The following is an 11,907-nucleotide window of genomic DNA, read 5'->3' on the forward strand; positions in this document are numbered from 1 at the left end:
CCGCCGCGACGGGTGGTGCAGGGTCAGCAGTCGACCTTGTAGATGTACTTCTGCGCCTCGGCGGAGTCGACGTTGTCCGGGGTGACCATCAGGAACGGCGTCTCCTGGTCGCGCGGCACGGAGCCGCCGTTGAGCAGGGTGATCGCCGAGTCCACGCCGAGAGTGCCCTCACCGAGCGGGAACTGCGCCACGGTGCCGTCGACCTGCTTGGCCTTGATGGCCGCGATGATCGGGTCGGAGGTGTCGTACCCGACGATGTGCACCTGACCGGACTTGCCGGACTGCTGCACGCCGGTGGCGGCACCCTGGGTGTTCAGGGTCTCCAGCGTGTAGACACCGGTGACGGTGCTGTCGTTGGCGATCGACGCCTTGACGATCGACGCCGCCTTGTCGGCCGAGTTGCCGGAGAACTGCCGGTCGAGCACCTTGACGTTCGGGTACTTCTTGGTCATCTCGTCCTTGAACCCGTTGAACCGGTCGTCCGAGATGTGCGAGCCGGCCTGGTTGTCCACGGTGATCACAGTGCCCTTGCCACCGATCACCTCGCCCAGCCGGTCGGCCGCGAGCGCCCCGCCCTTGAGGTTGTCGGACTGGATGTTGGTGCTCATGACGCTCTTGTCGTCCAGGTCGCCGTCGATACCGATGATCTTGATGCCGGCGTTCTTGGCCTTGAGCAGCGGCGCGATCATGGCCTTGGGGTCGGTGATCGAGATCATGATGGCGTCCGGCTTGGTGGCCACGACGGCGTTCAGCACGGCGGTCTGCTTGTCCACGGCGAACGTCGGGTCGCCCTGGGTCTCGAAGCTCGCCCCGAGGCGCTTGGCCTCGGCGTCGGCGCCGCAGGACACCGACGAGTAGAACGCCACGCCGGTCAGGCCGGGGATGTAGACGATCTTCTTGCCGTTCCCGGCACCGTCGGCCAGCGACGGCAGCCCGGAGGAGCTCTGCGCGGACGAGGCACCCGAAGATCCGCTCGACGCGCCGGACGAATCGCTGCTGCCCGACGACATGGCCGAGCTGCCCGATGACATGGCCGAGCTGGACTCCGTCATCGCCGAGCTGGAGCCGGTCATGGCCGACGACGACGCGGTGTCCGCCGCCGACGAGGACGAGCTGGACGAGGAGCTCGAGCTCGACGAGCTACCGGAATCGGACGAGCTGCCGCAGGCGGCAAGGGTGAGTGCCGCGACCGCGGCACCCGCGGCGACGACGACCCGGATGTTGGTCTTCACTTCGTCGTTCTCTCCTTGGCGGTGGGGCCGGATCGGCCGGGTGGCCGGTCCGGGGTCGTGCGGTGGTGCGGAGGGGGAATGCTGGTCGGCCCGGCCGGCCCAGCCGACTCACACCCGGTCGCGCCGGCGGCGCTTGAACTGGTCGAGGTAGACGGCGAGCACGAGGATGAAGCCGGTGGCCACCTGCTGCCAGAACGGCTGCACGTGGATGCTGATCAGGCCGTTGGACAGCACCGTGGGCACGAACATGCCGATCACCGTGCCGACCATCAGGCCGCTGCCGCCGAACAGGCTGACCCCGCCGAGGGCGACACCCGTGACCACGGTGAGGCTGTCGGTGCTGTGCCCGCCGACCGTGGTCGTGGTGTTGTTGATCAGCGCCATCATGCCGGCCAGTCCGGCCAGCGCGGCCGAGATGACGTACAGCTTGACGACGTGCCGCTTGACGTTGATGCCCGAGCGGCGGGCGGCCTCCTCGTTGGAGCCGATCACGAACGTCCGCCGCCCGAACCGGGTCAGGTGCAGGTACAGACCCGCCACCACGGCCACCAGCAGCGCCACCCACACCCGCCACGACATGCCCCACGGCAGTTGGGCGGAGAGCGTGGTGAGGGCGGCGGGCGTGGGGGTGTTGTCCTGGCCCTGCGTGAGCAGGTTGGCCACACCGAGCGCGGCACCGAGCGATCCCAGCGTGGTGATCAGCGGCGGCACCCGCAGCCGGGTGATCACCAGGCCGTTGAACACGCCCCAGACGGCCCCGCCCAGGATGGCCGCCACGAACCCGACCGCGACGGTCCAGCCGCCCTGACCACCCACCGCGACCATCACCTTGGCGGCGATCACCTGGCCGAAGACCAGGACCGAACCCTGCGACAGGTCGAAGCCGGCGGCGATCATCACGAAGGTGAAGCCGACGCCCATGATCAGGTACAGCGAGGTGTCGTCGATCATGTTCCGGACGTTGCCGAACGCCGGGAACGTGCCCGGATGCGCCACCGTGAAGACCAGGAAGATCAGGATCAGCACCCCGGCCATCAGCAGCGGCGTGCTGCCGAACAGCCGGCGCCGCAGCCGCGCGCGTTGCGCGGCCCGCAGTTCCGGGGACTCCGGCTCCACCGGACCGGTGGTCAGGGTGTTCGCCTGCGTCGACAGCGACGGCAGGCCGGTCGTCGTGGTGGACTCGTCGTCGGGCGGCACCGGCGCGTTCACGTCGACGCCCCGGGCGTCCGGGCTGACCGTCATCGGACGGTGTCCAGCGCGCCGGTCATGGCTCCGACCAATCTCTCCACGTCGGCCTCCCCGCGTCCGTACTCCACGACGCGCCGCCCCAGCCGGAGCACCTGGATCCGGTCCGAGACCTGCAGCACGTCCGGCATGTTGTGACTGATCAGCACCACCGCGACGCCCTGGTCGGCGACCCGGCGGATCATGTCGAGCACCTTGCGGGTCTGCCGGACGCCCAGCGCCGCGGTCGGCTCGTCCATGAACACCAGGCCCTTGGCCCACATGACGGAGCGGCAGATCGCCACGCTCTGCCGCTGGCCACCGGACAGCGCGGCCACCGGCGCGTCCATGTCCTTGACGTCGGTGCCCATGGACACGAAGGCCTCGCGGGCCTTCTCCCGCATGGTCTTCTTGTCGATGACCCCGAGCCAGCCGAGCAGTCCGGGCTTGAGGATCTCGCGGCCGACATAGGCGTTCTCGGCCGGGCCCAGGTCGGGGGCGAGGGCGAGGTCCTGGTAGACCGTCTCGATGCCGAGTTCCCGCGCGTGCAGCGGGGACTCGAACTGCACCGGTTCGCCGCGCAGGCGCAGCTCGCCGCGGTCGGGCGGCATGACGCCGGACAGGATCTTCACCAGCGTCGACTTGCCGGCGCCGTTGTCGCCGATCAGCGACACCACCTCACCGGCGCGGACGTCGAAGTCCACGCCGCGCAGCACCTCGACGTGGCCGTAGTTCTTGTAGATCCCGTGGGCCTCGAGCAGGGCGGTCACCGCCGGGCCTCCTTGGCGATCGGGCCGCTGCGGCCGCGTGGCGACGCCCAGGCCGGGTCCACTGCACCGTGTTCCATCGGTGACGCCGCCTCTCGTGTGTGCCGGGGACAAGGGGATCCGGAGCCGCTCACTGCTCCGGGTACAGCTCCTGGCGCAGGGTCGCGGTGGCCCGGTGGGCCGCCATGGTCTCGTAGGACGAGATGACGTCGACCGGGTCCGCCAGGGCGGGCGTGGCCTGGCGGGAGACCTTCTGGTAGGTCAGCGGCTTCAGGAACCGCGACACCGACAGCCCGGCGCTGTGCCGGGCACCGCCGGCCGTCGGCAGCACGTGGTTGGTGCCGGCCATGCCCTTGTCCGAGTAGGCCACCGTGCTCCACTGCCCGATGAAGAGCGAGCCGTAGTTCCGCAGCCGGCGGAAGTACTCGTCGTCGTCCCGGGTCTGGATCTCCAGGTGCTCGGGTGCGAAGTCGTCCATCAGCGCCACGGCGGTGTCGAGATCCTGCGCCCAGGTGACGCTGCCGTAGTCGTGCCACGCCGGGCCGGCGATCTCCGCGGTCGACAGTCCGGCCAGCTGCCGGTCGACCTCCTCGATCACCGCCAGGCCGAAGGTCTCCGAGGTGGTCACCAGGCCCGCCGGCGAGGTCGGCCCGTGCTCGGCCTGGCCGAGCAGGTCGGCCGCGACGAGCCGGACGTCGGCACTGTCGTCGGCGATGACCGCCACCTCGGACGGGCCGGCCAGCAGGTCGATGCTGACCCGGCCGAACAGCTGCCGCTTGGCCTCGGCGACGTAGGCGTTGCCGGCGCCGACCAGCATGTCGACGGGCTGCTCGCCCAGCAGGCCGAAGGCCATGGCGGCCAGTGCCTGCACGCCGCCGAGCAGGTAGACGCGGTCGGCGCCGGAGATGGCGGCCGCGTACAGCACTGCCGGATCCGCCTGCCCGTCGCGCTGCGGCGGCGTGCAGGCAAGGACCGTCTCCACCCCCGCCACCTTGGCGACGTTGACCGTCATGAAGGCGCTGGCCAGCAAGGGGAACCGGCCGGCCGGCAGGTAGGCGCCGACGCGTTCCACCGGCAGGTACCGGCACCCGGTGACCAGGCCCGGGATCAGTTCGGTCTCGAAGTCGGACAGGTGCGCCCGCTGCTCCCGCGCGAACGCCCTGGTGCGCTCGGCACCCACCTCGAGGGCCGCCCGCAGCTCCGGCGACAGGCGGTCGCCGGCGGCGTCGATCGTCGCGCGGTCCAGCTCCACGACGCCGCCGGTCGGGTGGTCGAGCGTGCGCGCGTACTCCAGGACGGCGTCCATGCCGCCGCGTTCGATGGTGGACAGCATCTCGGACACCGCGGCGATCACGGCCGGCTCGCGCTGCGCGGGCGGGCCGGAGGCGGCCGGCGTCTTGAGGAACTTGTACCGGCCGGCGAGTTCGGTCAGCACCGTGGGGCTCAGCTGCATACGTATGAAGCTAGGGCCTGGCACCGCAAAGGACAAGTACCGCCGGGCCTGTGGTTCTCATAGGCTCGCCCTATGACCCTGAACCAACTGGCGGCGTTCCTCGCCACCGCGCGGACCGGGTCGTTCACCGCCGCCGCGGGCGACCTCGCGATCTCGCAGGCCTCGGTGTCCGAGTCGATCCGCCGGCTCGAGGAGGAACTCGGCATGCCGCTGTTCACCCGCGGGCCCCGCCGGGTGGTGCTGACCGCGGCCGGCACGGCACTGCTCCCCTACGCCGAGCAGGCCACCGCCGCGGCCGACGGCGGGCGGCAGGCCGTGCAGGCGTTGGCGACGCTGGGCACCGGGGTGGCGACCTTCGGCATGCTGCGCAACGCCGACTTCTACCTGCTGTCCGACCTGGTCGAGCAGTTCCTCGACCGGCATCCCGACCTCCGCGTGCGGATGGTGGGTCTGAACTCGGTGGAGACGGCCGCGGCGGTCGCCGAGGGCGAGCTGGAGGCCGGCCTCGTCGTGCTGCCCATCGACGACGACGGGCTGACGGTCACCCCGCTGCTGCGGGACGAGGTGCGGTACGTCAGCGCGGATCCCGCCCGCACCCGGCGTCCGGTGAGCCTGGAGGACTTCAGCCGGGCCCGGCTCGTGCTCTACGACGCGCACTACGGCTGGCGAGACCCGACGCGACGACAGCTGTTGGAGCGCGCGCAGTTGGCCGGGCTCAAGCTGGCTCCGTGGATCGAGGTCGAGCACGTCGAGTCCGCACTGCACCTGGTGTCCCGCGGCGTCGGCGACACCGTCGTCAGCGGCGCGGTGATCGCCAGCAACCGGTTCCCCGCAGAGCTGACGTCCGTCCGCTTCGCGGACCCGCTGTACGACACGATCGCCCTGGTGCAGCGCGAGAACGCCGTGCTGTCCCCGGCGACCAGCGAGTTCGCGCAGCTGGCCCGGCGGATGCTGCTGGCGCGGCGGCGCTCGACCGGCGGGGTCAGCGGCCGCCGGTCGGCGCGGCGCGGCTGACCGGCGGGGCTCCGACGCCCAGCAGGTCGCGGATCGCAGCGGCCAGCTCGTCGGGCGCCTGCCCGGGGAGGTGGTGACCGGCGCCGGGCAGCACGACGAGCCGGGCGCCGGGGATGCCGTCGGCCAGTTCCCGCTGGCGGTCGGGCGGGCAGACGTCGTCGTCCGCCCCGCCGACGACGAGCACCGGCAGCGCCATGCCCGGCAGCAGCGGCAGGCTGTCCGGTCGCGTCGCCTGGGCGGCCAGCTGGCGGCGCAGTCCCGCCGGGCCGACGCGGCGGGCGCCCTCGACGCACCGGCGCACCAGGTCCGGGTCCCCGGCCGCGGGACCCAGGTTGTCCCGCACGAGATCGTCGACCACGCCGTCGAAGTCGCCGCCGTCCAGCCGGTCGAGCAGACCGCGCCAGGCGGCGCGCTGGTCGTCCGTCGCCGCCCGACCGCTGGCGTTCACCAGGACCAGGGCCCGCACCCGGTCCGGGGCGCGCCGGGCCACCTCGAGGGCGACGACGCCGCCGAGCGAGTGGCCGGCGAGCGAGAAGCGCGGCGGCGCAGCGGCCAGCACGCTCTCCGCCATACCGGCAACCGAGTCGTCGAGGTCGATGCGTCCCTGGATGCACGGCACGCCGAGCAGCGGCGCGACGGCGTCCCAGGTTCCCGGCCCGCCGAGCATGCCGGGCAGCAGCACCACCGGGTCGGTCAGCGGCACCCGCGGATCGGCCGCCGGACCGGATGCACGGGTGTCGTTACCGGTGTCGCTGCCGGGGTCGGCCGCCGCTCCGGCCGCGGCCAGATCGGTCCACAACGTTCCCAGCGCCGCGAGCGCGTTGAAGATGACCACGTCCGCTCCGCCGTCGTACAGCGCCCGGGCGCCGTCGGCGGTGCCGGTGATCGCCACGACGGCCTTGCCCGCCGCCCGGGCGGCCTGGTGCACGGCGGCGATGGCCGAGGTCACCTCGGGGTGCGTGACGGCGCCCGGCAACCCGAGGGCGACGGACAGGTCGGCCGGCCCCACGAACAACCCGTCGATGCCGTCCACGGCGGCGATCTCCGCCGCGGCGGCCACCCCGGCGGCGTCCTCGATCATGGCCACGACCAGGGTGTCGGCCGACCCGGTCAGGTGCTCGGCGGCGCCGGCCAGGCCGTGCCGGCCGCGGCGGGTGTAGGTGGCGAAGCCTCGATCACCGCGCGGCGGGTAGTGCGCCGCGCGGACCGCCGCCCGGGCCTGGTCGGCGTCGGACACGTGGGGCACGACGATGCCGGCCGCCCCCTGGTCGAGGACGCGGAGCACCTCGCCGAGCGCGCCCACCCGGACCAGCGCCGGGACACCGGCGCCGTCGGCCGCCATCAGGTGGTGGCCGAGCGGGATCTGGTCGCCCGGGCCGTGTTCGGTGTCGACGACGACGAAATCCATGCCCACGGCGCCGCTGAGCTCGATCAGGGTCTCGTTCGGCATGCGCAGCAGGGGGCCGCGCAGCCGCTGCCCCGCCCGCCACCGCGCGGCGAGTGACTCGTGGAGATCCGTCACCGGGCGACCATCCCGGCCGACAGGTCGATGTCGGCCGCATGCAGCCCCGGCATCGACAGCATGGCCACCACGGCTCGTCCCACCTCGTCCTCCTCGACCAGCCGGTGCAGCAGGGCGCGACCGGCGAACTCGGCCTCGGCCGCCTCGACCGTCCTGCCGGTCCGCTCCGCCTCCAAGCGGAAGTTGCGCTCCATCCGCGGGCCGCGCACCGGACCGGGCGACAAGGTGTTCACCGTGACGCCCAGCGGACCGACCTCGGCCGCGAGCGTCGTGGACAGCCCGATGACCGCGGTCTTCGACGCGCAGTACGGGGTGCGCCCGGCCAGCGGCCGCTTGCCGCTGACCGAGGCCAGGTTGATCACGTCGCCCCAGCCGCGCCGCACCATCGCCGGCAGGAACGCCCGGCACACCAGGAACACCCCGCGGACGTTGACCGCGAAGACGTCGTCCCAGTCGTCGACGCCGATCTCGGTCAGCGGTGCCACCGGGCCGGGCACGCCGGCGTTGTTCACCAGCACCGACACGGTCTCGTCGGCCAGCTCGGCGGCCAATGCCGCGACCGACCGCTCGTCCGCCACGTCCACCGTCGCCACCCGCGCGGCGGGTGCGCCGGTCACCCGGGCCACCAGGCCGGCCGTCTCGTGCAACGCGTCGGCGCGCCGCCCGGTGAGCAGCACCCGGACCCCGGCGGCGGCCAGCGCGAGCGAGATCGCCCGTCCCAGGCCGTTCCCGGCACCGGTCACCAGCGCGGTGCGGCCGCGCAGCTCCGCGGGCCGCCCGGCACCGTCGGGCGCCGGGCCGGCACCGTCGGATGCCGGCCCGGCCCCGCCGGGCGTCGCGGGCGACGCCGTCACACGTCCGCGGCGACGCCGCGCACGTCGTGCCGGGTCCACGGCAGCTCCGCGGTCCCGTACTTGGCGGCCCGCACGTCGCCGGACCGGGCGTGCCCCTCGAAGGACTCGACCCGGGCCGCCCGCCCGCACAGCTCACCGAGGGCGGCACTGGCCGCGGTGTCGGTCACCTCCTGGTAGGTGACAGTCTTCAGGTACTTGCCGACCCACAGACCGCCGGTGTACCGGGCCGCACCGCGGGTGGGCAGCACGTGATTCGTGCCGATCACCTTGTCGCCGTACGAGACACACGTGCCCTCGCCGAGGAACAGCGCGCCGTAGTTGCGCATGCTCTCCAGAGCCTGCCGGGGCTCCCGGGTCAGGATCTGCACGTGCTCGGACGCGAACGTGTCGGCGAGCCGGTAGGCGTCGTCGAGGTTCTCGACGACGTGCACCTGGCCGTGGTCGCGCCAGGCCGGCCCGGCGAAGTCGCGGGTCGGCATGTCGACGAGCAGCTCGTCGATGTGCGCCATGGCCTGCCGCGCCACCGCCTCGCTGGTGGTGATCAGCACGGCCGGCGAGTCGGGGCCGTGCTCGGCCTGGCTCAGGAGGTCGACCGCGACCACGAACGGATCGGCGTCGTCGTCGGCCACCACCAGGATCTCGGTGGGCCCGGCGAACAGGTCGATGCCGACCTCGCCGAACAGCTGCCGCTTGGCCTCGGCGACGTAGGCGTTGCCCGGGCCGGCGATGAGGTCGACGCGACCGATGGTCTCGGTGCCCAGCGCCAGCGCCACGACCGCCTGGACACCGCCCAGCACGTAGATCTCGTCCGCACCGGCGAGCGACATGGCGGCGATGGTCGCGGCCGGGACGACGCCCCGGATGGGCGGGGTGCACGCGGCGACCCGCTCCACCCCGGCGACCTTGGCGGTCACGATGGTCATGTGGGCGGACGCGGTGAGCGGGTACCGCCCGCCGGGGATGTAGGCGCCGCTGGCGCCGATCGGGATGTTCCGCTGCCCGAGGTGCACGCCGGGCTGGGTCTCGACCTCGAAGTCGGTCAGCGACTCGCGCTGCCGGCGGGCGAAGGTGCGGACGTTGTCCTGCACGGTGACGATGTCCTGCAGCGTCTGCTCCGGCACCGTGGCGACGATGTCGGCGACCTGCCCGGCGTCGAGCCGGAACTGCTCCGGCGACCACCGGTCGAACCGGTCGGAGTACTCGCGGACGGCGGCGTCGCCGCGCTGCCGGATGTCGGCGATGATGTCGCGGACCGTGCCGGCCACCGCCTCCCGGGCGGAGAGCACGCCGGCGGCGGGCACCGCGGACTTGAGGGTGGTGTGCGCTGGTGTCGTCATGGCGGCGGCCTCAGTCGTCCAGGACCGAGGTGCGGACGACGGACCACGGGGCCACGTACCCGGCGGCGTCCTGCGCCCAGCCCTTCTCCTTGGCGTACCACCGCACCTCGTCCCCCCACTCCAGGTGCACCCGGCCGTCCCCGCCGTTGATCACGGCCAGCTGGCCGGGCTCGTCCGAGACCACCTCGAACCGGCGCCAGGCGCCGGCCGGCACGGACAGGGTGTCCTCGGGACCGATCTCGGTGGCGACCTCCTGGTCGCCGGTGTTCACCGTGACGCGCCAGCGGCCCTGGTACACGATGACCGCCTGGGTGGCGTCGTGCCGGTGGGTCAGCATGCCCTCGCCGGTGTCCGCCCGCAGCCAGGACAGGTTGAAGTTGTGCGGGTAGTGCACGGGCGGCACCTGGTCGCGGTCCTCGGTCATGCCGTAGCCGACGACCAGCGCCAGCTGCGCCCCGCCGCCGGGCAGCTCGGTGCACAGGAACGGGTGGGCGGACCAGTCGAGGTCGTCCTGGGTGACCACCCGGGAGCGCATCTGCTCGACCGACCAGTGGCGCAGCTTGGCGATCTCGTCCTGCGGCATGGGCTCGATGAGCTCGGTCTCCGGCGTCACCACGTCGCCGGCCTGGGTGTCGATCAGCTGGTTGTCGGCCGACAGGTACAGGCCCTGCTCACGCGCGCCGGTGACGATCGACGGTCCCCAGATGATGCCGCCGGTGACGTCGAAGCCCAGTGCGGTGAAGAGCCAGCCGTGTTCCTCGCCGACGTTGGTGAAGCCGCGGAAGATCCACGTGGGCACGGTGACGATGTCGCCGGGGCCCATGGGCAGCTCGCCGTCGGTGCCGTCGGCACCCCAGCGCAGCAGCCACTTCCCGCGGAAGTTCAGGAATACCTCGGCGGTGAAGTGCAGGTGCAGGTTGTTCGTCACGCCGGCCGGCATGGCCGCGGCGCCGACGTTGAAGCCGTGCGGCTCCTGCAGGTTGACGATCTGGTCGGGGTTCTGGGTGACCCCGGCGCCGATGATCGAGTAGTTCTCCTTGAGATCGCTGCCCGGCATCCGGCAGTCGATGAAAGCCGTGTTGCAGCTGACGTACTCGGAGCTGCGGATGGTCCGCAGGTCCAGTTCGGCAGACGTGACCGGCGTGGCGGCGCCGCCGGTGGCGCGGGGGTGGACCTGGGTCATGGGCCCGACGGTATACGTATGCAACCCCGCGCGCCAGAGCCCGTCGGCGTGTCGCGACCGTTGCGCGGTCGTGACCCGGCGGTGACTCGGTGCCCGGCCGGGGTGCGCGGGTCAGCGCTCCGCGTGCGTGCGGCGCAGCACGGGCTCCACCGGGAAGCGCTCGTGCACCGGTGCGGCGTCCGGACTGCCCAGTCGCCGCAGCAGCAGTTCGGCCGCCCGCCGCGCCATCGCGGCGAAGTCGATCCGGACGGTGGTCAGGTCGAACACCGGCCACGAGGCGATGTCCAGGTCGTCGAACCCGACGACGGTCAGGTCGCCCGGGACGGCGAGGCCACGCTCCCGGGCCGCGTTCAACGCGCCGACGGCGACGATGTCGTTGATGCAGAAGACCGCCGTGGGCGGCTCCGGTGCGGACAGCAGCCGGTGCAGGCCGTCGTAGCCGACCGCGTAGCTGAACCATCCCCGCACCACCTGCCGGGCGGGCAGCGTGATGCCGGCCGCCCGCAGGCCGGCCCGGAAGCCCCGCTCGCGTTCCCGGGCGCTGCTGGTCTCCCGCGGGCCCAGCACGGCGCCGATCGTGCGGTGGCCAGCGCCGGCCAGCAGCGCGGCGACGGCCCGCCCACCGGCGGCGTTGTCGGCGGTGACGCTGTCCGCCTCGACCAGCTCGGAGACCCGGTTCAGCTGCACGAACGGGATGCCCCGGCGCTGCAGCTCGCCCGGCAGCGGGCTGAGCAGCTGGGAGGTGGTGAGCACGGCGCCGTCGACGGAGCCGTCGAACAGCCGGGTCACCTCGTCCAGCCGCTCCTCGCGCTCGGCGAGCAGCACCATGCGGAAACCCTCGGCGGCGAAGGCGTCGTGCAGCGGCCCGACCAGCCGCGGGTACAGCGGGTTCTCCAGGTCGGCCACCATGGCGATCTGCCGGGTGGACCGGGTGGCCAGGCTCCGCCCCAGCTCGCTCGGGACGTACCCGAGGGTCTCGGCGGCCTTGCGCACCCGCTCCCGGGTACGGGCGGACACCGGGCTGTCCGGTCGCAACGCCCGCGACACCGTCGGCTGCGACACCCCGGCGAGCCGGGCGACGTCGTGACTGGTCACCGCCACGGTCGACGCCCCACCGTGCGGTCGATGCGCGGAACCCGGGCGGCGATCGAACGGGGCACGACACCGGCGACCGGCCAGAGGCCGCCGGACCGGTGGCGCGGACGCCGCCGGCACCTGGCTCGGGCGACGTCCACCCGCATACGTATACCCGGTCGGGCCGTGATGGTGCATCATCGGCGGGCGCGCGATTGGTTGCCGGGAGCGGCGCGACCGGACGTCG

10 protein-coding genes are annotated in these 11,907 nt (G+C 72.9%); 1 reads left to right on the forward strand and 9 read right to left on the reverse strand.

The window, feature by feature from the left end; translation table 11 throughout:
- Positions 1-23: 23 nt before the first annotated feature.
- From IEY37_RS13040 to hisD (IEY37_RS13055), 4 genes are all read right to left on the reverse strand, one after another.
- Positions 24-1,232: an ABC transporter substrate-binding protein gene (locus IEY37_RS13040; RefSeq protein ID WP_188942088.1), complete on the reverse strand. Its 1,209-nt coding sequence runs from the start codon at positions 1,230-1,232 to the stop codon at positions 24-26.
- Positions 1,233-1,340: 108 nt separating this feature from the next.
- Complete coding sequence (locus tag IEY37_RS13045; protein ID WP_188942090.1) at positions 1,341-2,474, reverse strand: ABC transporter permease; 1,134 nt, start codon at positions 2,472-2,474, stop codon at positions 1,341-1,343.
- Positions 2,471-3,226, reverse strand: coding sequence for an ATP-binding cassette domain-containing protein (locus IEY37_RS13050; protein WP_188942091.1), 756 nt, complete (start codon positions 3,224-3,226; stop codon positions 2,471-2,473). The genes IEY37_RS13045 and IEY37_RS13050 overlap by 4 nt, the downstream gene beginning before the upstream one ends.
- Positions 3,227-3,353: 127 nt before the next feature.
- Positions 3,354-4,676, reverse strand: a complete 1,323-nt coding sequence (hisD, locus tag IEY37_RS13055; protein WP_188942092.1) for a histidinol dehydrogenase — start codon at positions 4,674-4,676, stop codon at positions 3,354-3,356.
- A 72-nt stretch (positions 4,677-4,748) separates the two neighbouring features.
- Between hisD (IEY37_RS13055) and IEY37_RS13060 the strand changes: the two genes are divergently transcribed.
- Positions 4,749-5,690: a LysR family transcriptional regulator gene (locus IEY37_RS13060; RefSeq protein WP_188942093.1), complete on the forward strand. Its 942-nt coding sequence runs from the start codon at positions 4,749-4,751 to the stop codon at positions 5,688-5,690.
- Here the strand turns inward: IEY37_RS13060 and IEY37_RS13065 are convergent.
- From IEY37_RS13065 to IEY37_RS13085, 5 genes are all read right to left on the reverse strand, one after another.
- Positions 5,659-7,212 (reverse strand): aldolase/citrate lyase family protein, encoded by a 1,554-nt coding sequence (locus tag IEY37_RS13065; RefSeq protein WP_188942094.1) that lies wholly within the window; start codon positions 7,210-7,212, stop codon positions 5,659-5,661. The genes IEY37_RS13060 and IEY37_RS13065 overlap by 32 nt on opposite strands.
- A complete protein-coding gene (locus tag IEY37_RS13070; protein WP_188942418.1) occupies positions 7,209-7,976 on the reverse strand; it encodes an SDR family NAD(P)-dependent oxidoreductase in 768 nt (255 codons plus the stop codon). Before IEY37_RS13070 ends, IEY37_RS13065 begins: the two co-directional genes overlap by 4 nt.
- Before the next feature lie 86 nt (positions 7,977-8,062).
- A complete protein-coding gene (gene hisD, locus IEY37_RS13075) occupies positions 8,063-9,403 on the reverse strand; it encodes a histidinol dehydrogenase (RefSeq protein ID WP_188942096.1) in 1,341 nt (446 codons plus the stop codon).
- A 10-nt stretch (positions 9,404-9,413) separates the two neighbouring features.
- Positions 9,414-10,586, reverse strand: a complete 1,173-nt coding sequence (locus IEY37_RS13080) for a cupin domain-containing protein (RefSeq protein ID WP_188942097.1) — start codon at positions 10,584-10,586, stop codon at positions 9,414-9,416.
- 111 nt (positions 10,587-10,697) lie between these two features.
- On the reverse strand, positions 10,698-11,681 hold the full coding sequence (locus IEY37_RS13085) for a LacI family DNA-binding transcriptional regulator (protein ID WP_229674376.1): 984 nt from the start codon (positions 11,679-11,681) through the stop codon (positions 10,698-10,700).
- Positions 11,682-11,907: the final 226 nt, after the last annotated feature.

The organism is Nakamurella endophytica (assembly GCF_014646215.1).
In the GTDB taxonomy this organism is placed as follows: Bacteria; Actinomycetota; Actinomycetes; order Mycobacteriales; family Nakamurellaceae; genus Nakamurella; species Nakamurella endophytica.

Excerpts from the sequence above, each read along its gene's own strand:
- IEY37_RS13060 (WP_188942093.1), top strand. The coding sequence starts at position 4,749 with ATGACCCTGAACCAACTGGCGGCGTTCCTCGCCACCGCGCGGACCGGG.
- IEY37_RS13045 (WP_188942090.1), bottom strand. The coding sequence starts at position 2,474 with ATGACGGTCAGCCCGGACGCCCGGGGCGTCGACGTGAACGCGCCGGTG.
- IEY37_RS13080 (WP_188942097.1), bottom strand. The coding sequence starts at position 10,586 with ATGACCCAGGTCCACCCCCGCGCCACCGGCGGCGCCGCCACGCCGGTC.
- hisD (WP_188942096.1), bottom strand. The coding sequence starts at position 9,403 with ATGACGACACCAGCGCACACCACCCTCAAGTCCGCGGTGCCCGCCGCC.
- hisD (WP_188942092.1), bottom strand. The coding sequence starts at position 4,676 with ATGCAGCTGAGCCCCACGGTGCTGACCGAACTCGCCGGCCGGTACAAG.